This window comes from Massilia glaciei, from assembly GCF_003011895.2.
GTDB lineage: Bacteria > Pseudomonadota > Gammaproteobacteria > Burkholderiales > Burkholderiaceae_D > Telluria_A > Telluria_A glaciei.
The window spans coordinates 1-24,679 of sequence record NZ_PXWF02000304.1; the positions used below are offsets into that span (position 1 = coordinate 1).

At 63.7% G+C, this 24,679-nt stretch carries 20 protein-coding genes and 1 pseudogene; 8 read left to right on the forward strand and 13 right to left on the reverse strand.

All coding sequences use genetic code 11. The annotated features are described in order from the left end of the window. The first annotated feature begins 193 nt into the window (after positions 1 to 193). Positions 194 to 952, forward strand: a complete 759-nt coding sequence (locus tag C7C56_RS23490; protein ID WP_106759786.1) for a helix-turn-helix domain-containing protein — start codon at positions 194 to 196, stop codon at positions 950 to 952. 21 nt (positions 953 to 973) lie between these two features. After that, positions 974 to 1,708 carry a hypothetical protein gene (locus tag C7C56_RS23495; protein ID WP_106759787.1) on the forward strand — a complete coding sequence of 245 codons (735 nt, stop codon included), beginning with the start codon at positions 974 to 976 and terminating at the stop codon, positions 1,706 to 1,708. A 92-nt stretch (positions 1,709 to 1,800) separates the two neighbouring features. Here the strand turns inward: C7C56_RS23495 and C7C56_RS23500 are convergent, their stop codons facing one another. The 3 genes from C7C56_RS23500 to C7C56_RS23510 all read right to left on the reverse strand — a co-directional run bounded on the left by C7C56_RS23500 (position 1,801) and on the right by C7C56_RS23510 (position 9,013). Next, positions 1,801 to 4,941 (reverse strand): S8 family serine peptidase, encoded by a 3,141-nt coding sequence (locus C7C56_RS23500; RefSeq protein WP_106759788.1) that lies wholly within the window; start codon positions 4,939 to 4,941, stop codon positions 1,801 to 1,803. A 525-nt stretch (positions 4,942 to 5,466) separates the two neighbouring features. Continuing rightward, entirely contained in the window at positions 5,467 to 6,594 is a 1,128-nt protein-coding gene (locus C7C56_RS23505) for a serine hydrolase domain-containing protein (RefSeq protein WP_181373326.1), read from the reverse strand. A gap of 190 nt (positions 6,595 to 6,784) precedes the next feature. Then, positions 6,785 to 9,013, reverse strand: a complete 2,229-nt coding sequence (locus tag C7C56_RS23510; RefSeq protein WP_146204621.1) for a J domain-containing protein — start codon at positions 9,011 to 9,013, stop codon at positions 6,785 to 6,787. Positions 9,014 to 9,301: 288 nt separating this feature from the next. On the opposite strand from C7C56_RS23510, the gene C7C56_RS28405 reads away from it, so the two are divergent. The 3 genes from C7C56_RS28405 (at position 9,302) to C7C56_RS23520 (ending at position 11,802) form a co-directional block, all read left to right on the forward strand. Next, positions 9,302 to 9,514 (forward strand): hypothetical protein, encoded by a 213-nt coding sequence (locus C7C56_RS28405; RefSeq protein WP_146204622.1) that lies wholly within the window; start codon positions 9,302 to 9,304, stop codon positions 9,512 to 9,514. Positions 9,515 to 9,614: 100 nt separating this feature from the next. Beyond that, on the forward strand, positions 9,615 to 10,619 hold the full coding sequence (locus C7C56_RS23515; RefSeq protein ID WP_181373327.1) for a helix-turn-helix domain-containing protein: 1,005 nt from the start codon (positions 9,615 to 9,617) through the stop codon (positions 10,617 to 10,619). Positions 10,620 to 10,722: 103 nt separating this feature from the next. Then, positions 10,723 to 11,802, forward strand: coding sequence for an alpha/beta fold hydrolase (locus C7C56_RS23520; protein ID WP_106759792.1), 1,080 nt, complete (start codon positions 10,723 to 10,725; stop codon positions 11,800 to 11,802). A gap of 29 nt (positions 11,803 to 11,831) precedes the next feature. On the opposite strand, the gene C7C56_RS23525 is transcribed toward C7C56_RS23520, so the two are convergent. After that, a complete protein-coding gene (locus C7C56_RS23525; RefSeq protein WP_307719076.1) occupies positions 11,832 to 12,083 on the reverse strand; it encodes a hypothetical protein in 252 nt (83 codons plus the stop codon). A gap of 115 nt (positions 12,084 to 12,198) precedes the next feature. Here C7C56_RS23525 and C7C56_RS23530 point away from each other — a divergent pair, with 115 nt between their 5' ends. Further along, positions 12,199 to 13,002, forward strand: a complete 804-nt coding sequence (locus tag C7C56_RS23530; RefSeq protein WP_106759793.1) for an SPFH domain-containing protein — start codon at positions 12,199 to 12,201, stop codon at positions 13,000 to 13,002. On the opposite strand, the gene C7C56_RS23535 is transcribed toward C7C56_RS23530, so the two are convergent. Beyond that, positions 12,989 to 16,228 carry a DUF4132 domain-containing protein gene (locus C7C56_RS23535; protein WP_106759794.1) on the reverse strand — a complete coding sequence of 1,080 codons (3,240 nt, stop codon included), beginning with the start codon at positions 16,226 to 16,228 and terminating at the stop codon, positions 12,989 to 12,991. The genes C7C56_RS23530 and C7C56_RS23535 overlap by 14 nt on opposite strands. Positions 16,229 to 16,351: 123 nt before the next feature. Between C7C56_RS23535 and C7C56_RS23540 the strand changes: the two genes are divergently transcribed. Beyond that, complete coding sequence (locus C7C56_RS23540) at positions 16,352 to 17,011, forward strand: UPF0149 family protein (protein WP_106759795.1); 660 nt, start codon at positions 16,352 to 16,354, stop codon at positions 17,009 to 17,011. A 206-nt stretch (positions 17,012 to 17,217) separates the two neighbouring features. On the opposite strand, the gene C7C56_RS23545 is transcribed toward C7C56_RS23540, so the two are convergent. Beyond that, positions 17,218 to 17,694 (reverse strand): hypothetical protein, encoded by a 477-nt coding sequence (locus C7C56_RS23545; RefSeq protein ID WP_106759796.1) that lies wholly within the window; start codon positions 17,692 to 17,694, stop codon positions 17,218 to 17,220. An 18-nt stretch (positions 17,695 to 17,712) separates the two neighbouring features. Then, positions 17,713 to 18,687, reverse strand: coding sequence for a polysaccharide deacetylase family protein (locus C7C56_RS23550; protein WP_229458955.1), 975 nt, complete (start codon positions 18,685 to 18,687; stop codon positions 17,713 to 17,715). Positions 18,688 to 18,800: 113 nt separating this feature from the next. Between C7C56_RS23550 and C7C56_RS23555 the strand changes: the two genes are divergently transcribed. After that, on the forward strand, positions 18,801 to 19,088 hold the full coding sequence (locus C7C56_RS23555) for a helix-turn-helix domain-containing protein (RefSeq protein ID WP_106759798.1): 288 nt from the start codon (positions 18,801 to 18,803) through the stop codon (positions 19,086 to 19,088). A gap of 71 nt (positions 19,089 to 19,159) precedes the next feature. On the opposite strand, the gene C7C56_RS23560 is transcribed toward C7C56_RS23555, so the two are convergent. The 6 genes and pseudogenes from C7C56_RS23560 to C7C56_RS29115 form a co-directional block, all read right to left on the reverse strand. Then, a complete protein-coding gene (locus C7C56_RS23560; protein ID WP_106759803.1) occupies positions 19,160 to 20,968 on the reverse strand; it encodes an ABC transporter substrate-binding protein in 1,809 nt (602 codons plus the stop codon). A gap of 13 nt (positions 20,969 to 20,981) precedes the next feature. After that, complete coding sequence (locus C7C56_RS23565) at positions 20,982 to 21,593, reverse strand: M15 family metallopeptidase (protein WP_106759804.1); 612 nt, start codon at positions 21,591 to 21,593, stop codon at positions 20,982 to 20,984. Between the two features lie 14 nt (positions 21,594 to 21,607). Continuing rightward, positions 21,608 to 22,504 (reverse strand): LysR family transcriptional regulator, encoded by an 897-nt coding sequence (locus C7C56_RS23570; RefSeq protein WP_106759799.1) that lies wholly within the window; start codon positions 22,502 to 22,504, stop codon positions 21,608 to 21,610. A gap of 36 nt (positions 22,505 to 22,540) precedes the next feature. Further along, on the reverse strand, positions 22,541 to 23,332 hold the full coding sequence (locus C7C56_RS23575) for an N-acetylmuramoyl-L-alanine amidase (protein WP_106759800.1): 792 nt from the start codon (positions 23,330 to 23,332) through the stop codon (positions 22,541 to 22,543). A 10-nt stretch (positions 23,333 to 23,342) separates the two neighbouring features. Next, positions 23,343 to 24,326 carry an N-acetylglucosamine kinase gene (locus tag C7C56_RS23580; protein ID WP_106759801.1) on the reverse strand — a complete coding sequence of 328 codons (984 nt, stop codon included), beginning with the start codon at positions 24,324 to 24,326 and terminating at the stop codon, positions 23,343 to 23,345. A 100-nt stretch (positions 24,327 to 24,426) separates the two neighbouring features. Next, positions 24,427 to 24,679 (reverse strand): annotated as a pseudogene (locus C7C56_RS29115) (hypothetical protein); the annotation flags it as partial.

Consider the following 24,679-nt stretch of genomic DNA (forward strand, 5'->3'; position numbering starts at 1 on the left):
ACCCGTTAAGTCCGGTGGATTGGGGCCGGTCCCCAGCGCTTCGCGCTCAACCTGCCGGCAATTCTGGCGCGACCACGATATTCATCGACATTCGCCCATATTCATCTTCTAATTCATGCACGAATCACGAAGAATACGGTTCTGGCGCTGCACATCGAGGCAGCCCCCAACCACCTAAAGGAAGGCGAAACCGATGAATTTTGGCGAAAAGCTCAAGCACATCAGAACAGAAAAGAATCTTACCCAACCGCAGTTTGCGGAAGTCATCGGCATTGAGCAGTCCTATTTGTCGAAGCTGGAAAACGACAAATCGCAGCCCTCTTCCGACATGTTCAGCGCAATTGTCAAAGCGCTCGAGATCGACCCCGAGGTTTTTCTTGGCGATATCGACAAGAACGTCTTGCAGACCTCCCTGCGCCATATCCCGGAAGTGAGGCAATTCCTGAGCGGCGCCGTCGAGCGCCGCGTTCACCACGCAAAAAAATGGCTGTTCGGCGCGGCCTGCGCCTGTGCCGTGGGATTTGCCCTCATGCTGGCGGCCAACGATGGCATTTTCTCTCCCAACGACCAGTACAAATACACATCAAAGGGCGTGATTCTAAGAAGTGAATCGGACAATGTTTTTGAACAATTCAAAGAAATCCAGAATTTGAAGCTCGCCGCAAACACCATCCGCCCAGACGAACATGCCCGGCTGCTCGCCGAATTCGAGGCGGCCAGGGTCAGGATGATCACCGTCGAATCCTGGGGCGACCGCGGCAGCGTGTTTTTTGAAGATGCCGGGAACGGGCGGCGCAAGTTTGAACTGGTTGACGTGCGCTATGTGCACTCCGCGACGAACAAGGTCTTGCAGTATCTGGGCGCCCTGTTCGCATTCTGCGGCGTGTTGGCCTTTTTGGTGGAATGGCGGATGCGCAAGGCCGTCGGTCGGATTGAAAACACGCTTATTTAACTTTGAAACAGGAGCAAACCAATGTCACAAATCAGAACGTTCTTCGCGGGCGCCACCACCATGGCCAGCGCACTGGCAGCAGTGTTCATGTTAACTGGGGCCAAGGAGCCTCCAAAGCATGGGCAATTTGACGAGATCACCGTCGGACGGATCAATATCGTCGAACCGGACGGCACCAAGCGCATCGTGATCTCGAACAGGGCGCAGTTTCCGGGCGACTTCATGCAAGGCAAGGAAGGCGCCCGGCCGGATCGCCGCAGCTTCGCAGGCATGCTTTTCATCAACGAGGAAGGCACCGAGAACGGCGGCTTCATTCAGAAGGGAAGCATCGCTCCCGATGGCACGATATCGTCGGGCCTGTCGCTGACCTTCGATCGCTTCCGCCAGGACCAGGCCCTGCAGCTACTGAATACTGACGGTGCGGACTATCAACAAACTGTCATCAAAATCAACGACGTCCCGAATTTCAAGGTGACGTCGATGGAAGATGTGCGCCGGTTTGGCGAGGAGGCCAGCAAGCTGCCCTCGTCCGAGCAGCAAGCCTATTGGCAAAAGCTGTCCGGGCAAGGCCGCCTGAGCACCAATCGCATCTTCCTGGGCAATACGCGCGACAAGGGATCGGCCTTGCAGCTCAAGGATGCCCAAGGCCGGGTTCGCATGATGCTGTTGGTCGGTGCCGACGGAAAAGCCGAGATTCAAATGCTCGATGAAGCCGGAAAGGTCAGCAAGACGATCTCTCCGGCGTCCAAGGACTAGTCTTTTCGGGCATTGGCTGCCGGGCGCTCGACAATCGGCCCGACAGCCACTGAAAAAACCCTTAGGCCAGAACTCGCCCAGCCATCCGGGCCTCAGCTTTTGACCATGCGTATCCCATAGCCAGCGGAAATTTCCCCATCACCGCGACGCTGCGTTACCTCCAAATCCCCAAGGCCCGGCCCGGTGACGGCGACCAGCAGCGGCACAAACTGGCCGCCGGCCAGCCGCATGGGAATCTCGATCCGGCCACGCAGTCCCTTGATCTCGACGGTTTCGATATCCTGGTGCTTCACAACGCAAGTGCTGACCACTCCCGAGCCGCCGCAGCCGCCGCTAAAGACCCTCGTTCCAGGCGCCGCCTCGATGACCGTGTCGCAGGAGCCATTCTCCACCCGCAGTCTGGTTGTTTGCTCGATGACCACCGCGCAGGCATCGGTTTTTTCGCCTGTCTGGATCGGGAAGCACTGCCGCAGCAGCGCCAGCCGCACGCCCGCCACGAGCTGCGCCATGGCACGCCCGTCGGCGACGTGAATCCTGATCGACTCCGCCGCGCGCAGGCGTGACGCATCGATCACCAGGGTGGACACGCCCACCGCGGAGCGCGTGCCCGCGATGATGCCGACGAACAGATCGGCGCGCGCGTCGCCCGCGTCGACGATGGCGATGTTGCGTTGCGCGATATTGTTGTTGCCCTGCACGGGCACCGACAAGCCGCCCACCGGATCGGGGCCATCATGCGGCGACGCGTCCACCAACAGGCATGGGTGCCAGCGCACGGTGGCGTCTGCGACGATGACGGTCTCCGGCGGGATGAGCGCCTGCTGCCAGTTGAATTTGACGATCTGGCTGGCGCCCGCCGCAAGGTTGTCGATGCGCGCCTCGCCGATCAGGTAGGTGCCCGGAACCAGGGGATTCGGTATTGGCGCCCCGACATTGTGGGATGGCTGGAAATCGGCGGGATACGTGAATTCCAGTCCGGGGAAATGGGTGATCAAGGCGCGCACGTAGACAACCGGGTTGACCGCCGCGCCACGGTTGCGCACCCGCGCAAAGAGCGCGTTGTCCTGGCCGCGCCGCGCATTCTCGTGGGGCGCGGGATCGGTCCAGGCGAGTGCCGGGATCGGCGTTGCAGCGTTTTGCCGGACCCAGATGTCCGGGCTCGCCCACCATGCGCCACCGGACGGCACCGTCCCGATGTCGTCCAGGTTTTCGCGCACGTAAATGTCGGCCAGGGGAAGCGAGGCGTCCAACGCCAGCGCCACCGCGGCGCGCGCATTGAGGCGTCCGGCGCCGTACCAGCGGCTGTAATCGATCAGCGCGTCGCCATCGAGGTCCTGCCACGCGCCGATGGCGTTCGCTTGCGCGGCGTCGATGCGCGTGCACGAGCGCCGCAGAATGTCGCGCACCTGCACCCAGTTCAGGTTGCGGCGCGCCGACAGGATCAGCGCGACCGCGCCGGCGACGGTGGGCGTCGAGTGGCTGGTGCCGCCGAACGAGACCGCGTAGTCGTTGCACACCGCCGGGCCGGGGCAGCCGTCGACGGTGCCCGTGCCGACCCGCACAGCCGACAGGATCGGGTCGATCAAGGCCGGGCCATAGGCGCTGTGGGATGGCGCCACCAGGTCCGGCTTGCGCAGCAAGGTGGCGCCGAAGGGGCTGTAGAGGGTGCGCGTGTCGACCGCCACCGCGATGTTGGTGGTGTCGCCAGTGGGGTCGGCATGCACCGACACGGCAATCGGATTGGTCGGGCCGACATTGATGCTCGAGCCGACTCCCAGGGTTTTCTCGTAGGCCGGCCAGGCGCGGAACCGTGTGCCGGCGGCATCCGTGTAGTCGCCGTAGCCGGTATTGCCCAACGAAAAGCAAAGTATGGCGCCTTTGCCGCCGCGACCATAGGTGGTCAGGAAGTCGAAGGCGTCACGGATCGTGTTCGACAGGGCCAGGCCGGTCACCCCGAAGGAACTGGTGATCACATCTGCGGCGCGCGCCGGCAAGGCGGCCGGAAAACCGGCCGCGGTGGAGCCGTTCATGAAACCGGCGACCCACAGGTAGAGATCGGCCATGGCGACGGCGTTGGTGGCCGAGCCGATGCGCGCGCCGATGAGGTGGCAATTGGGAGCGACCCCGGGCAGGCCGCGGGCGTCGTCGAACGCGGCCGCCGCCGAGGCCGCGCATTGGGAGCCATGATCGCCGCCCAATTGGGCAACGCTCTGCGCGGCGATCGGCGAGACGGCGAAATTGATCGAAGTGACGAGCTTGTTCGTGCCGTCGGTGAGGACGGCGGTCAACTCTGGATGGTCGGGGGTCACTCCGTGTGGATCGACCACGGCGATGGTGACCAACGGCGAGCCGCCGCGCAAGTTGACGGCGAGGTCGTCGAGCAGATCCCAGGCCCCGTCGGCGCCGATGAGATCGAGATGCGGCACTTGCGCAAACAGTGGATCGTTGGGTGTGTAGTCATCGAGCTCAAGCGCGAATGTGAGATTGGGCTCGACGTACACGATCCGTTCATTGCGGCCCAGCCGATCGGCGGTCTCGAGCAATTCGTAGGCGGGATAGCCCTTCCTGGCGAGCAGGAAGGCATTGCCGGCGTGGCGCAGCTCGCGCGCGATGGTCAATCCGAAACTGGCGGCGATGCGCTCGGCCTCCATCCGGGTGACGTCGTCCCGGAAGCGCACCACGAGTTCATTGGTGAGGCCGACCGCGGGCCGCTGGCCGTGCGCGATGACCCGCGACAGCTCGACCGTGAGCGGGGCGCGCGCCAGCTCGGCCGTCAGTCTTTGCGCGATCTCGGCGTCGCCTTCCACGCGTACGAACAATTCGTCGGCGGCGGCGCCGGTCCGCTCCAGCACGGGGTGCCATTCGAGTTGTTGTTGGGCCGCGATTTTGGAGAACATGTCGGCCGCCCCGGCGCCCTGCGCGCGGACAAGAAACGCGTCTTCGACCGGATGGAAGGAGAATCGGCCGTTGCCATAAGCGTAGGAAAGTTGCCCCGCGCCGCGCAGTCCCACGACCACCTGCGTCACCTCCTCCGTGGCGACGAAAGTGTGCGTTTCGGATTCAAAGCCTTTGGCCGAGACGTGGATCGTCACCTGCTGTTCGCGCTCGCATGCGCCGGTCCATTGATCGTCCTCCAAGCGCAGCGGCACCGTCGCCCGGCCGGCGGTGACGGCGCGCACAGCGGCGCCCTTAACGTGCGTGGAATTTGAATCGACAATTTTTACCAATAGCATATTCACTGTTGTTCTCCTTTAGACACACCCCCTGGCACTTCAGAGTCGCTCAACATTAACCGGGCTCATCCGACTGCGGCTTGAGCTGCGTCGTCCGCCGCACGTCGCAATTGCCGGTTCCGCGATGCATGACGGTGCCGGTATCGAGCGGAAAGTGTGTGGCGTTGCAAGATCCGGACGGGCCATGTGGACCGCCGCAGGGCGCGGCGGGGGCTTGCTCCTGGTGCGCGCTGGCTTGTGGGTTAGTCATTGAAGGCAGGGGCGGCGCCTTCGGCCGTTAGGTCGGCCGGTGCGGGCTAGGCGAACAGCGCGCAGCCCGGAATCTCAAATTCGATGACGTTCCGGAATTTCAAGGGTGTCGATTAAAGATGTGCGCCGTTTTAACGAGGAGGCCAGCACGCCGCCCTGGTCCGAGCGGCAAGCGCATACGCAAAAAGCTGTCCGGGCAGGGCCGGACGGAGCACCAGACGCATCTTCATAGGCAATACGAGTCAATTGTCGGCGAGTAAAACAGCAAGGCTTGCTTTATTTGACTGCCCCGACGATGTATTGGGTGAGGATTTGAAAAGTCGAGGTATCTGTATTCGCATTAAAATTTTGTCCCGTGAACACCACGACCATGTCAAGTTCTGGAATCACGAAAATATACTGCCCGCCATTACCCGATGCGTAATGGACTTGGAGCAGGCGGTTTCCAAGTGGAACCGTTCCGAACCACCACAGGTAGCCATACCTGTTGCGTGCGGGGAAAAGCGCGACGTGCGACCTTGTCGATTCCGCAATCCATTCCTCCGATACGATTTGGCGCCCCTCCCACTTACCCTTTTGCAAGACCAATTGGCCAATCTTCAGCATGTCGCGCGGCCGCAAGGAGGCCAGTCCGCCTGCGCTTGAATGCTTCCCGTTGTCGTAGGTAACCCATTTCATGGTCGTGATGTTCAATGGCGCAAGCAGATGTTGTTCGGCAAATGCCGGAACCGACAGCTTGCTCGCTTCACTAATCGCGCGCCCCAAGGTGGTCACGCCCCCCGTGCAATAGCGCGCTTGGGTGCCCGGCGTCGAGCGTTGCGACAGGTTCAGTATGAAATCGGGCCAGTCCCTGGTGGGGTACATGTTTTTTTGGTGTCCGGGCGAGGACTCGTCGAAATCGTCGCAATCGAGGCCGCTGCTCATTGTCAACAAGTGGCCGACCGTGATATTGCGGGTCAGTGCAGGACGGCCCGGGTAGGCCGCGCCGAGCAGTTCGGATATCGGCTGGTCGACGCCCTTCAGGACGCCCTTGTCGATGGCGATGCCGGTCATGAGCGAGGTGATGCTCTTGGTGGCGGAGCGAATCTCGTGCAGCGTGTTTTTATCGTACCCTTTCCAGTAATGTTCCAGCACCGGCTTGCCGTGGCGCTGCACGATGATGCTGGACCTGAAACTCTCATCGTTCAGCGCCAACTGGAGTGTTGCCGCATCCATGCCGACCTCGCCGGGCGCTGCGAGGGTCCATTGCTCATTGTGCGTGCCAAGCGATTCGACGCGTTGCGGCGAGTCGCCACCGCCGCCGCAGGCCGTCATCAACAAAGCCGCTGCAAACAGCGTGACCGTGGCGGCGGAAGTGGCGCGTCGATGCCTTTCCGTGATGGGTGAATTGTTTGTTGAATTCATACTCCGCTCTCCTGTAGAGGCTGCGTTAAGGAACATATTCAAGAGGGTAACCATAAGCATCGCCCCTTTGGCGGCGATATGGATGAAACTGCCCAGGCGCGGCTTAAGCGGTTGGGATTGACGGATAGGCGCGTCGCGGTGCAGTCGATACCCGGGCTAATTTCCTCGCAGCCGGGCGCGTGCCGCAGTATCAGCGGGACACGCCCATCGCCGCATATTCCTGGGCAACCCCTGCATTCTCGGCTTGCGCAGCCTTCATATCGGCATCACCGCCCTTCACGTCGCCGAGGCGGTGTTTCGCGATGCCACGGCCATAACGTGACCACGCGCCCCCGGCCGGTTTGCGCCTTACGGCTTCGTCATAGGCGGCGACCGCCTCCCGAAACCTGTTCAAGCGCACGAGCACGAGGCCTTTGCTGTCGAGTGTATGGGCGCTTTCTGGACTTTGTTCCAGTGACGCGTCGCAAGCGGCCAGCGCCGTTTGCAGCCCGGCATTCTCGACCGCGAGGTACCAACAGAGATTGTTGAGCCCAATTGGGGTCGTCGCGGCGAAACGGGCCGACGCAAAAGCGCGATCGGCCGCGACCGTGTCGCCCAGCTTCGCATACACGCTTCCGCGCCCCGCGAGCAAGATAGCGCGCATCCCTTGTGTCGAGTCATTCGCGATCGCCTGATCGAAGGCTGCAATGGCCTCCTCGTAGCGGCCGGCATCGCGCTCGAGTTCGGCGAGATTCCTCAGCGCGCCGGGAAAGTCGGGGTCCAACTTGAGTGCCGTCTTGAGGTCCGCGCGCCGACCGGCAATATCGGACGATGGACGGATTGCCGCGCGGTAGACATGGATCGATGCGGTTGGCGCCAGCGCCACCCCCCGGTCGACGAGGGCAAGCGCTTCCTTGCGCTCGCCGAGATCGATATGCATCCTAGCGGCGGTGATGTACGCTTCGTCACTCCTGCCATCCACGGCGACGACGGCTGCAGCCTGCTCGCGTAATTTCTGCCTTTCACCGCGCGCCAAATAAACGCGTGCGCGCAGCGAATAGGCCGAGTATCTGTCGGGCTGCAGCCGGATCGCCTCGTCCGCGTCCGCAAGCGCCTTGTCTTGCTGCCCGATTTGTTCATAGACTAGTGCGCGCTCTTTATAGGTAAAGGAGCTACCGGGCCGCAGTTCAAGCGAACGCGTAAATGCCGCAATCGCATCCGCAGCGCGATTATCCTTTACCGCAAGCAGGCCCCGGCCGAGATACAAGCGTGCGTGCGACGGGGCCATCGTTTCCAACTTGTCGAGGTCGCCCGAGGCACGCTCCCAGTCGAAGTTAAAAATGTACGCGAGCGCCCGCCCGGCATAGGCCTCCGCATTGTTTGGATCGGCGCGAAGCGCCCTGTCGAAGCTCGCAATGGCGTTGCCGGAGTCGCCCGCATTCAGCAGTTCTTCGGCGCGCTCAAGGTGCTCGGCCGCGACCGTCTGCATGTCTGACGATTGCCTGTTCGCGCCATTCGTCGCCAAATACACCAGCATGATGAACGCAATGACGATCGCCGCCATCACCCTGATCCACGCGGGTGTCATTTTTTGGGGCCATAGCGGCATGGCTTCGTGCAGTGCGGACCAACTCGCGATCTTGTCCGTATCGGTGATCAGCGCCAGCCAGGTCGGAAAACGCGCCGCCAGCGTCGCCAGCGTGGGCATTGCGTCAACCAGTTCGCGCGTCGAGGGGGGCTGCGGGTCGCGCAGGCGCGCGATCACTTGGCGTTGCGACTCGCAATCTTGGTCCGGCTGCAAATCGTACATTGCGCGCTGCTCGAGGGCGCGGTCAATGGTGTATCCCCCCATTCCGAGCCCAAGCAGGCGGCGGCGATCCATGTCCCAATCAAAGACCCTGGTCGCGGCAACGAACAGCGCATGATGGCCCGGTTGCCACCCGCCGGCCAACAGGTTCGCGACGCCTTGCTCGAAGGCCTCGCGCGCGCCGAGGCTGATAAGCCGCACATCGTCGATCGCGGCTTGCAATTGCCGATACCAGGCCTCGCCCGCCTCCGTATCGTCGGCGATCGACAGGCAGCGCTGCTGGAATTGCGTGAACACCTCCATCGCCAGGGCTGTCGTATCGGCGCCAAGGCTTTCGTGCGCTTGGCCCGGTTCCGGCGCGCGCGTGTCTACGCTCCCGGTGTCCGGCCGATGTTGCGCCGGCGTCGGGGCAGGATCGATGGCTTCGGCTTCATGCTCGTCTTGCGCCATGCTCGCCTGATTCCGCAGCCAGAACAGCGCTTCCTCATACGCTTCGCGCAGGTCTTGGAATCCGGCGGGATCGGCATCCTGGTCGATCAGTTTGAGTGCGCGCGCGTAGGCGCGCTTGATCGTCCGCTCGTCGGCATCCGGTGCTATCCCGAGACGTTCCAGATAATAGGGTTGGTCGCTCATTGTGGGCCCGCGGTTCTCGTATAGGGGATTCTCGTTGATGTCCAAGATCAGGAAGCTAGCGCTCGCCGGACGCTGGCCATGGTATATGAAAAAATAGTTTTTTGGCAATTATAATTACCGTGAAAAATCGCGCCGACAGCGCCGATAGTCTTTTCCATATTGTCGGAAAATTGGTAGTTCGCAAACCCCGGCTTATCGTTTACCATGGCCGACACTTTCTTTTCTGGCCGGATGGGCGCAGGCTCCCCGCTTACCTGGCACAACGCGCACGGCAGGACACATTCCCCGATGGCTAAATTGATTCCACCCGGCGGCTCCAACGTCGCGCAAGTGGCCCTGTTTGCGGTCGGGGTGATGCCGCACGCCGCCAATGGCGTGCTAATGCCTCTATCCTGGCGTCAAATACCGCGAACAGGCGCGCTCCACGAGGTGTCGCAGGAAAAAAGCGAACCGGCGCAATCGCGCTTTCCGCGTATCGGCGTCCCCTCAAATGGAATCTAGCTTTCTATTCTGGCTATTCGTTATGGCGGGCGGCCAGGGCCTGTTCCTCTGTTGGTCCTTGCTGACCAACGAGCGCGCCGACCTGCGGGTCGCCAATCGCTTGCTGTCGGCCTTGGTATTTGTCTTCGTGCTCGTCATCGCGCACGCCTGCCTGTCGATGCAGGGAATGTTCGGCCGTTATCCGCACGCCGCCAGCGCGATCGCCGCATTGCCCTTGTTGATCGGCCCCCTGCTCCTGCTGTATCTGCGCAATATCCTTGACGACGCGCCTTTCACCGGCCGCGACTGGCGCCACTTCGCCCCTTTCGCGCTGGCCCTAGTGGCGTGGGCCCCGTATTACCTGCAATCGGCGGAGGCCAAACTAGCCATCCTGCAATCACATACGCGGATTCCGCTGTATATCATCGGCTTCGGCCTGGTTAAAGCCGTCCATCTGGGCGTCTATTTGATCGCGAGCTATCGCCTGGTGGCGCGCGCCAACCGCGTCCAACCCGAAGAAAAACTGTTTCGCGGACTGCGCCGACTCACCCTGTTATTGGGACTGGGGATCGGGATCGACGCCGTCATTTTCGTGCTCGAGAATATCTTTGCCGGGTTTCCCGTGTCATCGGACACCTTTGGCGCCTTGGTCATGATCGGATTCGTGTACGGATTGGCGCATCTGGCCATGCGCATGCCGCTCGACTACCAGCCGGCGCCCCTGTCCGAGCCCGAGCCGGCCAAGCCGAGCTACGCCGCCAGCCAGCTGACGCCGGACGACAGCGCCCGTTATCTGCGCGATCTTTCCGCCTGCATGGAAAACGAGCACGCCTACCGCGACGGCGAACTGAGCTTGGAGGCCTTGGCCTCGCGCATCGGGATGAGCGCGCACGAATTGTCGCAACTGGTCAATCAGTCGTGTGGAATGAATTTCCAGGAATACTTGAACGGCTTTCGGGTGCGCGACCTGAAAACGGCGATGCGCGATCCGCTGCAGTCGGGCGCAAGCATCCTCGAGCTCGGACTTGCCGCCGGTTTCAACAGCAAAAGCTCGCTCAACCGGGCATTCAAGAAACATGTCGGAATGACACCATCCGAGTTCCGCGGCGGAGAAAACAGCGAATAATGGCCCCGAGGGTCCCCAAAAAAGGGTTCAAATCATCATTTGAAGCGCCTGGCGCGCCCGCAAACCCGAAACTGGCATCCTGTTCAACCCACCGGTCCCCATCATGACGATCCGCAACCTGCTCCGCAGTTTCATCTTTGCAAGCATCGCCCTGCTTGCCGCAACGACAAGCACCGCCCAGACCACCACCGTGCTGGACCCGCTCGAGCCGGTGCGCTGCACCGGCGCCGGCCGCATCCAACAGGACGGATTCGTGCCGATCGGCGGGATCGAGCAGTGGATCACGATCCGTGGCGAGCGCTGCGACAATCCCGTGATCCTGTTCCTGCACGGCGGACCAGGCAACGCCATGAGCCCCTACGCCGATGCGATTTACGGCGACTGGGCGGCCGACTTCACCCTGGTGCAATGGGACCAGCGCGCCGCCGGCAAGACTTTCGGCCGCAACAAGCCCGGTGCCGACACCACGCTGACGCTGGCGCAAATGACGGCCGATGGCATCGAGGTGAGCAATTTCCTGCGGCGCCATCTGGGCAAGCGCAAGATCATCCTGACGGGCAGTTCGTGGGGATCGATCCTCGGGGCCCACATGGCCAAGCAGCATCCCGAACTGTTCCACGCGTATGTCGGCGTGGCCCAGATGGTCGAAAGAGACGAGAATCTGGCCGCCTCCTTCAAGGTATTGACCGAGATGAGCGCCCTGGCCGGCGATAAAAAATCGTCGGCGATGCTCGCGTCGATCGGCGCGCCGCCTTGGACTAATCCGCGCAACTTCGGGATCATGCGCCGCATCACACGTCAATATGAGGCCAAAACGACGGCCCCGGCGCCGGCGCCATGGTGGAAACCGGCGCCCGCCTACGCTACTCCACAAGCGCTGGGCGACGCCGAGGAAGCCGACGACTACTCGTTTGTGCAATTCATGGGAATGACCGGCGAGGGGATGTTTTCGCAGGTCGACCTGCCAAAGCTGGGCCTCGATTTCCACCTGCCGGTGTTTCTGGTCCATGGCACGGAGGACCTGGTGACCCGCGTCGACGTCACAAAGCGCTATTTCGACCGCATCAGCGCGCCGGAAAAGGCTTTTATCCTGGTGCCTGCCGCCGGCCACGACCCGAACCAGGTCTTTATCGACGCCCAATACAAGGTGATGATGGAGCGCGTGCGCCCCGGCGCCAAGTAAGGGCGGGCGGTTTCAACTACCAGGCTTATTCAAATAGGCTTACTTGGCGGCAAGTCGATCTGCTTGAGACGCTGCCCGAGAATGCCCCAGACGCAGTCCTTGCCATCGACGTTGGCGAACAAGGCCCAGCCGTTGCCGATCTTTTGAACCGTCACTTCACTTTTCACCTCAACTGCAAGTCGCTCCGCCCAGTGGCTTGCGGAGCCTTTCCCCTTGAACAGTTCATTCCCATCGACGACAATCGTGGCATCGAAAATTGGAAGTGCGAATAAGGTCATCATGGTGTCGTTTGCTCGTCAGGATAAATAGTGAGCCAGTATTTTCGCACGAACGGAGAAAAGGCAGCGGCGCATCGATAGCGGCATTATAAAAACGATAACTAATTAATGGGGTGGGATGATGGCGAATAAATTTACAGCGGTGGCGGTTTTGTCGGTGGCGCTCGCGCTGGCCGGCTGCAAACGGATTGAAACGGGCGAAGTCGGGTTGCGCGTCAACTTCGACAGGACCACCGACCCGACCGAACGTTTGCCGGGTTCGTTCAACCAAACCTTGGTCGGGTCGATCGTGACATTCAAGATCCAGGACGTGGCCGCCGCGATCGACAATATGACGCCGCTGGCGTCGGACAATTCGACCATCAAAGATTTCGACATGACGGTCATCTACAATATCAACCCTTCCGCCGTGTCCGAACTCTGGACCACCAAGAACAAGACCTTCCATGGCAAGGACCAGTTCGGTGATGACATCTTATTGATGCAAAATTATGTCGCCCTCACCGCCCGCAACGCCGCCTATAAGGCCGCGCGCAATTACGAGTCCCTCAAGATGGCAGACAACCGGCCACTGATCGAGCAGCAAATCAGGGAAACCATCGTCAAGACGCTCGTCGAAGAAAAGCTCGGCGACAAGATCACGGTGTCGCAGGTGCAGGTGCGCGCAATCACGCCGGCCGACGTGATCATCAACAGCGCCAACGACCTGGTGCGGGCCCAGAACGAACTCAAGACCAAGGAAGTCGAAGTCCAAACGGCCAAGAAGGAAGCAGAGCGCATCGCCGCCCTGAACGCCAATGCCGGCGCGATCGGCTATATGAACGCGATGGCCAACCTGAAGATCGCCGAGGGCGTCGCCGCAGGCAAGGTGCACACCATCGTCGTGCCCTACGACTTCAAGGGCATCGTCAACGCGAAGTAAGCTGGGCCGAGGCGCGCGCGCGCAGCATTTGCCGGAACAATGCCGGCTGCGCGTGCGCCTTGAAATGCGCCTTCCATTCGCGCGCCTGCTTGCTCGTCAGCAGGTCGCGCCGCGCAAGCTGGAGCAGGCTCGTCTTGGCCAGCACGATCGGTTCGTCGTCGGCGCCGAGCAGGCGGCCATCGCGTCCGGGACGCAACAAATGCAGACAACGCCCGTCGCCGCTTAGCGCCATCCACAACAAACCTTGCACCAGTTGCCCGACCACGGGATGGCGCTGGAGATACTCGCGCCATTCATCGACCTGCCACTGGCGGCCGGCGCACATCGCCACGTGCAGGCGCGCGCTCTGGGCTGCGACCACCTTTTTGATCTCTTTGCTGCACACGGAAAACTGGTGCCGCGCGGCCTTTAGCACGGCCGCGTCGTGCGCGGCGGGCGCGGGCAAGGCCTTGATCGGCCGCTGCTCGTGGTCGAGCAAGACCGGCTTGAGGTTGGCGCCCACCCGCATATAAAAAACGCGTTCGTCGATCCGCACTTCCATCTGCCCGCCGTCGTCGAGGCGGGCGTGGGAAACGGTGCGGTCGGCCAATTGCTCATCGGACCAGCCATTGCGCTGGGCAATCTGTTCGACCAGCGCGCGCGCCTTTTGCGCGATATAAGCGGTGCGACAGCGCAGCGACAGGCCGAGCATGAAATGGATCACGCCTTGGTCGGACGAGCCGGCGGCCGCTTCGAGCAGGGCCTCGACCTGGGCCCGGCGCCCGTAGTGTTGCTGCAAATAGGCCTGCACCTGGGCGACGATTTCCCCAGCGGGCGCCCCGTGCATCAATCCGAGCAAACCCTTTTCGCCGATGGCGCTGCCAAGGTACTCGCCCTTCGCGCCCGCACGCGTGTCGTGCGCAATAAATTGACGCAGCACCATGGTGCCAAGCGCGTGGCGGCTGTCCGCGTCGAGCAGCGTGAGGTAGCGCGCAAGCAAGGCGTTGCCGGCGGGCTCTTTCAATTTGCACGCGAGCACCACCCACCAGCGAATGATTTCCGTTTCGACCGGCATGCCGTCGCGCCACGAACAGGAGGGCAAATCGTCGAGCGGAAACCACGCCATCGCCCCCGGCAGGCGCGCCTTGAGGCCCTTGCGCGCGCCCGCGAGCAGGGCGGGCGGCGCCAGCAAGGGCCCGATGTCCTGGCCCAGGTACTCAAGCGCCGTCAGCAGCGCGGCCTGCACGGTCTCGCGCGTCTCCTTGTCCAAGGCCTGGTAGAGCTCGGGCACGGCTTGCCGGTAATTGATTTCCCCAAGCCAGCGCGCGGCAGCGCCACGCGTCTCTTGGTGGCTCGATCCGAGCGAGGCCAGCACGCGCCTGCCAATGTCGGGCACGCCGCTTAGGACTTTCCTGGCGGCGGCCCGGTGCGCCCTGCCCTCGCCCAGCGCCAACTCCATAAGCCTTGGCAACCAGCGCGCGGGCAAGGCCGGAAAGGTCGCGAGCACCGCCAGCGTGCGGTCGACATCGAAGCCCTCGCCGCCGCCGCGCTGTCCCGCGCCCAATCCCAGCCCCTCGTCGATCAGCGCGGGATGCGCGGAGAAATAGGGCCAGACGCACTCGGGCGGAAGCGCCTCGAGCGGCGACGGCCAGGCGCTTCGGCTGGGCCGCAGGCAACTGGCGGCGACCGCATCCTCGTCGTCGCCAAGCTGTTCGAGCGCGTCCTCGAGCAAGCGCAGATCGATCGACGCGCGGTCTTGCCGCGCCAGCCACATCTGGAAGCGCGGGTCGTACCAAAAATTGCCCTTGCTCTGTGGGAGGCGGTGTATCCAGCGGAGCAACTGCGTCAAACCAAAGCCAGGCAAGGACACGAGGCGGCCGTCGAAGGCCAGCGTTTCGTTGATGAGGGCGATGTCGGCATCGTCCCGGCGCGCGGGGTCGGCGTGCTGGTTCAGTGCCAGCACGGCCGTGGCGAGCCGGGCGTCGGTGAGCGCCAGGTATTGCTGGTAATGGCGTTCGCGCCGCCTGCCGGAATGCGTGCCCAGCGGATCTTGCTCCCGCTCGGCTGCCGCGGCCTGCCGATGCCGCTCGAGCAACTCAAGGCGGTTGCCCGCGACCACGCGCAAGGCCTCCTCGCCGAGTTCGTCATCGCGTGGCGGCTGCAGGGTTGGCGCGGGTGGCATCTCGGTCGCGCCCGCCTCGCTGGCCGCCCGCAGGCGCAACAAAGCACCTTCGATGGCTTGCCGCACAGGCCGGCTGGCCTCTTGCGCGAGGGCCGCGTCGAGCCGCGCGATGCTGTCCGGGCCGAGCGTCCGTCCCAGCAGATGCGCGGCGAGCACACGCTCGGCGCCGTCCCCTTCCGTGAGCGTTTGCGCCAGCAAATCTAACCTGCGCGGCGCGGGGATGCTTTCAAGATGGCGCGCGGCGGCATCGCGGACGGTCTTGTTGTTATCGACGGCAAGGCGCACGAGCAGCGCGGCAAACCGTGAGGCCAATGCCGCGACGCCGCCGATCGCGTCGGCCAGCAGCAAGCGCGCGCCAGCGGACAAGATCGCCGGCAACGATTCCACGCAGTCGCCGTTGGCAAGCATGTAGCCGGCCAGCGACCCGGGAGCGAGCAGGCGCTCGAGCGACGGGTCCGGATGGTGGGGCTCGGCGCCATCGCGCTCGAACACGATTTGCAGCGCGAGGGCGCGCGGCAAGCCGGCGCAGGTGAGCAGATTGTCGACCAGCACGACGTCCCAGTGCGGGCGTTGATCTGCGCGCGGGTCCGGGCGGACGCCATCGAAGCTCGTCGAAAGCGCATCGTTGACCAGATATAGAAGGTAGTCGGGCGCCGCATTGCAACGCCGGTCGAGCGACTTTCCCTGGTCGGCAGCCTCGAACAATTTCCCCAAACGCAGCAAAAGTTCGAGCGGCGGCGTTGCTTCGAGCTGCTGGTAAAAAACGCTGCGCGCCGAAAGGCTCGCTTTTGCCGCATCGAATTCATCGTCACTCAGAGCCCCTGCCAAGAGACAGGTCCCGAGCTTGCCCGGCCTGCCAAGCAAGATCCCCGCGCCGCCATCGAAACGTTGCAATTCCGCCAAAACGGACTCGGGCGCACCAGTGCAAACATAGGCCAGCGCGCGCTCGCGCAGCGCCGCGTCGAGTTTGCTCAGCCCCTGCAAACCGTCGCGCAGCAGGGCATTGCCATATGGAGCGGGCGCACCGCGCGCCCTATCGAACACCCCGACTAATTTCTTGAACATTCGTGTCCATTGCACTGTCAACAGTGTCCGAAATCATAAATGAAACAGGGTGCGCGTTCGCACTATATTTTGAACGGTACAATTACGCCAAGCCACTTTTGGCACAGGCAACAAGGAATAAGCATGCAAAGCAAAGCGCTCAAGGCCCCACTGACGGACGAAGAATACGAGAAGCTCGACGCCCTGCTTGGCGCGCCCGGCCATGGCGGGCGCGCGATGGATGTCTCGACACTGGAAGGTTTTCTGACCGCCGTCGTGATCGGCCCGACCCGCCTGACGCCCGAGCAATGGCTGCCGCGGGTGTGGGACAAGCAAGAAGGCACCACAGGCCCGAGCGGCACGGCCGAGGACATCGCCCTGGCGCAGACCTTGGTCATGCGCCACTACCACCACATGGCCGATTGGCTGGCGAAGGACCCGGGAAGTTTCGAGCCGATATTCGAGTGCGGACCCGAGTGGGGCATCACGCAGTGGTGTGTCGGCTTCCTCAAAGGAATGCAGATGGACAGCGCCGCGTGGGCCCCTCTGCTGGAGTCGCAGCCCGACTGGTTCGCCCCGTTCGAGCGCTTGGGCGCGAGCGAGGCGGCGTCGATGGGCGACGACGAGACGGAGCGCTGGATGGCCAGAGTCACGCCCTCGGTCATCCAGATCAACGGGCACTACGCCGAGCAACACCAGCCGAAGCGCAGCGCCGCGCGGGACGCGCCGAAAGTCGGCCGCAACGACCCATGCCCATGCGGCAGCGGCAAGAAGTACAAAAAGTGCTGCGCAACCGTGAGTTGACTCAAATTTTGTAACCGGGGTCTGACCCCGATTGCGAAATATTTCTTGCACAGCATAAATTTTTCGGCCCTAGCAAGGGCTAGGATTGTTGCGCATGGCTTCAATTTGGAAATTAATTTCACAAGTGGGGTCAGACCCCGGTTACGAAATTTGTTTCGTGGGAATCGCCTGGCAGGGGTGCGGGTTGCCACGTAAATTTATCTGGGTCAATGCAATGGCACGACCAGGCTCACGCCAAGCTGGCGGTACGCGTAGTTGGGATTGTCGATGACCCCGGCCGCGCTTCGGTAATAGCCGCCGTGTAGCACCAGCTTGCTGTCGCGCATGACCGTGGTCTCGGCGCGCGCCTCGGCCAGATACGATGCGCGCGAACCGACGCCATCGTTCTGCTCGCGCCCCGCCCCCAATGCCGCGCTGCAGTGCCAGCCGGCGCTGCGTTTGCGGATTGCCGCCACGCCAAGCCATTGGCGATATTCTTCGGGATTGAAATAGGCGCCGTAGACATCGGCCTTGCGGCTGCCGAAGCGGCGCAGGCGCAGCTGCGGTGTTTCAACCAGATCCGCCGAGGCCATCAGGTCGACGGCGGTGCCCGCTGCCGGTACGATGCGCCATGTCGCGTCGCCGATCGGCCGTAATTTATTTGCGACCCGAACCACGCCGGCCTCGATGTCGACACCGGCCAAATAATTTTGGCGAATCGACTATTTTGGAGCTCTTTGCGTTTGCACAAATGTGGCGATGTTAAGGAAGGTATCGGTCCAAATGGTGTCGCGGTTGGTCGACAGATACGCCAGCAGTTCCTCATGCGCCTGCCGCGACGTCGTCAGATAGTCGCCGCCCACGCCGTGAAAGGTCAGGTTCAACATGGTTCCTTGCGCGGCGGCGGCTTTGACCAGATCGATCAATTGCTTGCCGCTCATGCCAACAGGCGCGTGGACGTTCACGGCATGCAGGTCCAGCGCGGCCATCGACGGCGTGACAGCGCTGCCAGCGCCCGCCTTGATCGCGACGAAATCGTCTTTGATGGAGTCGAGGTAGTTCACGCCGCGCGCGCGCCGGTCGCCGCAAGGCGCGGTGAAGGTGCGGGCACGCTTGCCGTCGATGGCATAGAGCATCGCATTGGCGAGCAGGATCTGGTCCTTCATTTGCGCCACGCTGGTGCTCTCGAGGTCGCGGTGCGCCTGCACCCAGGCGCGGTCGGGCTGCGCGCCGGAGCACTGATGGAACAAGGTGTGGTTCCCCAGTTCATGCCCGCCCAGCGCGGCCGCGCGCCATTCCGCCATCCGCGCGCCAACCGACGGATTCGACAACTGCAGGTAAAAGCTGGCCTTCAAGCGATGCTTGTTCAGCGCGGGGATCGCGACGTCGAGTTGCGAGTCGAGCGCGTCGTCGTAGGCCAGGCTGACCGCCGCCTTGATGTTTGCGGGCCACTGGAACGACGATTGCGCCATCGCGGGGCCGTTCAACGTGAGCAGCGCGCAAACGAAGAACACCAACGACCGTTGAGATTGAATCCAGCACTGTTTCATTTGCCCGCCGCCTCGAAAGTTAACCGCACCATCATGCATTTTTGCATAGATAAGCCGCCTAATATTCAAAAATGAATTGCCCGGCGCGCTGCGATACCGACGGACTGGCCCCGCGCCTCCGAATCGTCGCTTGGATGGACGTATCATTATTGGTACATTGATTCACTATGGCGCCGCTGCTGGAAGTACGCTTCTACAAATTTGCGTACTGCCAAACGGCGAATGAAGTGAAGCATGCGTAGCGGTTACAGGAGGAACAAATGAATGCCCAAAATATCGGCAGCAGTTTCGACGACTTCCTTGCAGGCGGAGCAATGCTAACCAGCGCAACGGTCGTTGCCGTTAAGCGTGTGATCGCGTGGCAAATCGCGCGTGAAATGAGGGACCAGAAAATGACCAAGACGCGTCTCGCCGAGAAGATGCACACGAGCCGCGCCTCGCTAAATCGCTTGCTAGATGACAACGATTCCAGCCTGACACTTACAACCTTGGTCAGTGCCGCTGCCGCCCTCGGTAAGAAGGTGAAGATCGAACTTATCTCAGAATGAAAGTATAAATTCGACTCCTTCAAAATAGAAAACAAGCCACGCACTGTTGGCCATCATTGGGAGGCCTGCAACTAGCGGCCCGCCCCCCGCCCGCGCGCGGCGAGATCGACATCGAGATAGCGCCACACGGTCAGGTCGACCGGATGCCTCAGGTAGTTTTTCAGCCATGGCTGGCGGATGTCGGCCGAGATCGGGTGCGTCAGCGGAATCCACGGGTTGTACGCGTGAATCAGCTGGTTCATCTCGAAATACAGCTTGGCGCGCGGCGCGGGGTCGGGCGAGCGCCGCGCCGCCTCGAGCAGGCGGTCGTAGGCCGGCAACTTAAAGCGCGCGTAATTGGCCCGGCCCGCGTTCGGCCCGTACAGCAACTGGTAGAAATTATCCGCATCGGGAAAATCGGCGATCCAATTGGACTCGAACATCTGCACCTTCCCCAGCCGCGAGGCCTTGATGATCTCGCTCTTCTTGTCCGTCTTGAACACCACGCGCAGGCCGATCGCATTGAGGTTCTTGCGCCACAACTCGTCGCGCAGGCGCCCGCCCACGGTCGCTTCGCTGTGCATGGTCAGCGTCAGCGGCCCGTCGGGCCCGCGCCGGAAGCCGTCCGGGTCGCGCTTGCCGTAGCCAAAGCGGTCCAGCAGGCCGTTGGCCAGCGCGCGGTCGTGCGCAATCGGGCTGCGGTACGCCGGGTCGGCGCCGATCACATTGGGCGGCAGCGGCGACTCGGCCTTGAGCGCGAAGCCCTGCTTGAGCAGGCCGATGTCCTCGGCGCTGTCGTAGGCCAGCGCGATCGCGCGGCGCAGCGCCAGCTTGTCCTTGCTGTAGCCGCCCAGCACCGGGTCCTCCATGTTCATCCACATGTAATAGGTTTGCAGCACCGGAAAGCGCACCAGTTCCATGCCGCGCCTGACCAGCGCGTCCTTGAGTTTGCCGTCGCCGATGACCATGCTCGTCATCGACTCTGGCACCTGCTCGATGTAATCATATTGCCCGTCGAGGAAGCCGAGCATGCGGCCCTGGAACTCCTCGGCGATCTTCACCTCGACCCGGTCGACCAGCGGCAGCCGCCTGCCCTCGAGCGCGGCGCCGATTTTTGCCGCGCGCCCGCCCAGGCCGGGCGCGGCGCGGAACACCGCGTGCGAGTCCGGATTGGCCAGCAGCACGATCTTGTCGCTGCGCTTCCATTCGCCGACCATGAACGGGCCCGTGCCGACCGGATGGTTGCCCGCCTGCCCCGGATAGGCCTCGACCACTTCGCGCGCCATGGCGCCCGTGGCCGGCGTCGCCAGGTAGAACAGGAAATTGTTGTCCGGCGCCGTCAGGCGGATGCGCAGGGTGTAGCGGTCGAGCGCCTGCAGGCCGGCGATGCCGGTGTCGTAGCTGAACTTGCCGTCGGCCCCCTTGAGCGCGGCGTCGCCCGCGATCTTGCCCTCGAACATGGACAACCAGGGCGAGCGGATGCGCGGGTCGTACAGGCGCTTGATGCTGTAAACATAGTCGGCGGCGGTCAGCTCGCGCCGCGCGCCCTTGAACGCCGGATCGGGCGTGAAGACGATGCCGGGACGGATGCGGAAGGTGTAGCTGAGCCGGTCGGCGCTGACCTCGGGCAGCGCCACCGCCGTGTTGCCCTGCAGCGCGACGGGGCGCACCAGGTAGTCGTAGCGCAACAGCGGATCGAACACGTTCTCGACCAAACTCAGCGTGCTGATGTCGGACGCGGCCGCCGGGTCGATCCCGCTTTCGCTGGTGTTGATGTACACGCGCAGCGTTTTGTCGGCGGGCGCGGCGCTGTGGGCCGCCAAGGGCGCGGCCAGGCAGGCGGCGGCGAGCAGCCAGCCGGCGGTTTTGCAAACGTTTATTTTGCACACATTCAGTCTCATGGTCGGCACCATTCTAGAGCACCCGGCTGAAACTGCCGCGCACCCGGACCCGGTCGCCGCAATCGAAATGCCACCACTCGCTGTTGAGGCCGGTGAAACCCGCCTGCGTCATGGCCTCGCGCAACACCTGCCGGTTGGCCACCTGCGCCACCGTGAGCGCGCCGCGCGCGAGCAGCTCGGGTTCGAGCGCCGGATGGGCCAACTCGCTCATGTCGTCGAACGCGGTGCCCATGTCGAGCTCGCGGCCGTCCGCGCCCAGCAAGGTGATGTCGAGCGCCATCCCGAACGAGTGGATCGAGCCGCGCTCCGGGTGCGCCAGGTACATCTCGAGTTCGGTTCCCTTGAGCGCGTCCCACAACTGCTGCTGCACGCGCTGCGGGCGCAAGGCGTCGAGCACCAGCGCCGTGTGGCCGGGATGGTGCGCGGCCAACCAGGCGACCACCTTCTCGAGCGCGGCGGCGGCCTCGCGGTGCAGCCAGGCGCAGTCGAACGGCGAATACAGGTCGCGCCCGACAAAGTTGTTGGACGAGGCATAGCGCAGGTCGACCTCGATGCCCTCGATGCTCGAGAGGTGGCGGAAGTCGGGGTGGGAGCCGATGTTCTCGGCCGCGGGGGGAAGGGTCATCAGGGTCATCAGGGTCATTTGTCCAGACGCGCCCTGGCGGCCTCGCCGATGCAATTGGCCAGCGCGCGCGCCGCGTGCGACAGCGGCGAGCTGTTGGCCGTGAGTAAAAACAGTTGCACGGAAATGGTGGGCGCCCACGGACGGCACTGCACCTTGTCGCGGTCGGCCGAGGCGGCCGTGAACGGATCGACCACGGCCATGCCGGCGCCGGCCTCGACCAGCGAGCGGGCGATCTGGTAGGTCTGGACCACGGTGCTGAAGGTCGGATGCACGCCCTGGGCCTCGCACGCGGCGACCATCAGTTCTCCCAGCGGATCGTGTTCGGCGTGGCCGATCAGTTCGCCAAACAGGCCGTCGGCGCCGAGCGGTTTGGACGCCTCGTCGGCGCTCCAGCTGCGCGCCGGCGCGATCGCCGTCATCACGCCCTGGGCGATCGGTTCGGCCACGATGCCCGGATGGCAAGGGTCGCGCAGCGACAAGCCCAGGTCGGCCTCGCCGAGCCGCAGCGTGTTGACGATCTCGCTGGTGTGGTGGGTGGCAAGTTCGCAGCGCGTGGTGGGAAAATCGTGGCGCCAGTGCGTCATCGCGGCCGGCAGCACGCTGTTGGCCACGGCCGGCGTCGACACCAGCCGGATGGTCTCTACCGCGCGCCCCTTGAGGCTGGCCGCGAGGCGCCGGATGCCCTGCAGGTCGCGGTTGAGTTTTTCGGTTTCGATGAACAGGCGGTGCGCCTCGGGCTTGGGATAGAGCTTGCCGCGCACGCGCTCGAACAGCAGCATCCCCAGCTGCAGCTCGCAATGCTGGAGCACCTTGGTCACGGCCGGCTGCGAGATGTGCAGCACCTGGGCGGCGCCGCTGATGGTCCCGACCTGCATGATCGCGTGGAAGACTTCTATATGCCTCAGTCGCATCGGTTCAATCCTTAAGTGTAATCCCGTTTGCCCAGATCATAGCCGTTTGGGGGCCGCGGCGGTCAAGGCCTCGAGCATGGCCGCCGTTTCGGCGTCGGGCGCGCCGTCGATCGTGGCGGGCCGGTACTTCATCTGGAAGGCGCCGAGCACCGTGCGCGTCGGCGGGTCCAGTTCGCCCGTCTGCGGCACCGCGTAGCCGACCATGGCGAGCTGCTTCTGGAACCACGCGACGTCGGGCAATTGCTGATCGTAGCGCAGGCGCGCGTCGGCCACCAGCGCCGCGTCGGGCCATTTGACCAGGCCGGCCTTGGCGAGTTGGTCCCAAGGGAACAATTTGCCCGGGTCCTGCTTGCGCTGGGGCGCGATGTCGCTGTGGCCGAGCACGTTTTCGGGTGCGATCTTGTGGCGCTCGATGATCTGGCGCGACAGCGCGATGATCAGGTCGATCTGGGCCTGCGGGAACGGATACCAGACCCGCCCCTCGGGCGTGTCGGTGTAGCCCGGATTGACGATCTCGATGCCGACCGAACTCGAGTTGATATCGGTGAAGTTTTTCCATTGCGAGTTGCCGGCGTGGCTGGCGCGCTGGCTTTCGTCGACCAGCCCGTAGATGACCGGGTCAGCCCCGTCGCTGACCAGGTAGTGGCTGCTCACCTGCTCCTGGGTGAGCGTCTTGAGCGACGACGGAAAATTGCCCACCGTGTAGTGGAGGATCAGGAACTTGACGCGGCTGCCCTGCGAGGCGGCCGAATAACTGCGGTCGATCGGTGGGCTGGCGCAGGCGCCGAGCATGGCGGCCATGATGGCCGCGCACAAAATCTTGTTCATGCTGTTTCCTTCATGCTGCTGTTTCCATCATGCTGTTTCCTTCGTGTTGTCGCACATAGGGGGAGAGGGTTCGGGCCGCGCAGCGCGCGGCGGCCACATGGGCCCGTGCGGTGCTGTGGACCAGTTCGGTGGACGCGGGCAGCGCCTTGCGCATCGCCCCGAACAGCATGGGATGCAGGGCGGCGGCGCGCCCGCTGAGCACCACCGGGCGCGGCCCGTGGCGCGCCGCCAGCGCCAGCGCGAGGCGGGCCAGCTCGACGCCGGCGCCGCGCAAAATATCGGCCGCGGCCGGGTCGCTGTCGGCCGCCGATGCCACCGCCATGGCCAGCCGGCCGACCGCGCCGCGCTCCTGCGCATACATGAACCGGCGCGAATCGGCCCAGTCGCTGCCGCCCACATGCGCGAACACCGCGTGCGCCATGGGCGAGCCGCGCCAGCGGCCGGGGCATTCGTCCTCGGCGCGCCAGATGGCGCGCATCGCCTCGCGCGCGATCCAGTAACCGCCGCCGCCGTCGTCGAGCGCCACGCCGCGTCCGCCGGCGCGGTGCAAGGTGCCGGCGGTGTCGATGAAGGCGCCGATCGAACCGGTCCCCGCGTACACGAGGTAGCCCTGCCCGGGCCCGAAGTTGGCCGCATAGGCGATCTCGATATCGCTGCTGAGGGTGACGGCGTCGGGCGCGACGCCCAGCGCCTGCGCGAGCGCGCCGGAGATCGATTCACCGTCGCCGCCGAAGCCGGTCAAGCCGGCGCGCACCCGGCCGGGGCGGCCGTGCGGCGCCACCGCGGCGGCCAGCCGGGCCAACTCCGAGCGGAACTGCGCCCGCCCGCCCTCGTTTGAAAGCTGCAGGGCCGACAGGCCGGCGACATGGCCCTCGGCCGCGACCACCCCGTCGACGTCGGCGAGCGCCCAGCGGGTCTGGGTGCCGCCGGCGTCAATGCCAAGGCCAAGGCCGCGCTCTGGGTCTGGGTCTGGGTCGTGGGTGGAATCGGGCATGGGGGTTTCCGGCGGCGCCCTCAGAAAGGGCAATGACTAAATATACAAGGACACCCCGCAGCCCGATAATGAAAGCTCGCCGCATGCATATTCCGACAGGTTATGGCGCGGCGGGGCTGGCGGCCAGCGCCACCTGGACCCGCGCGCTTTCGACGCCGAGCCGGTCGAACGCGCTGACCACCACCGCTTGCGCCGGGCCGCGCGCGCCGTCATGGGCCACCAGCCATTGCGCCACCCCGGCCGGCACCAGCGCGAAACGCCACGCGCCGCCGTGCAGCGACCACACGCCATGGCGCAGGCCGGCGCGCGCACCGGCAAAGGCGAGCCGCAGCCCCGCCGCCTCGCGCCGCGCG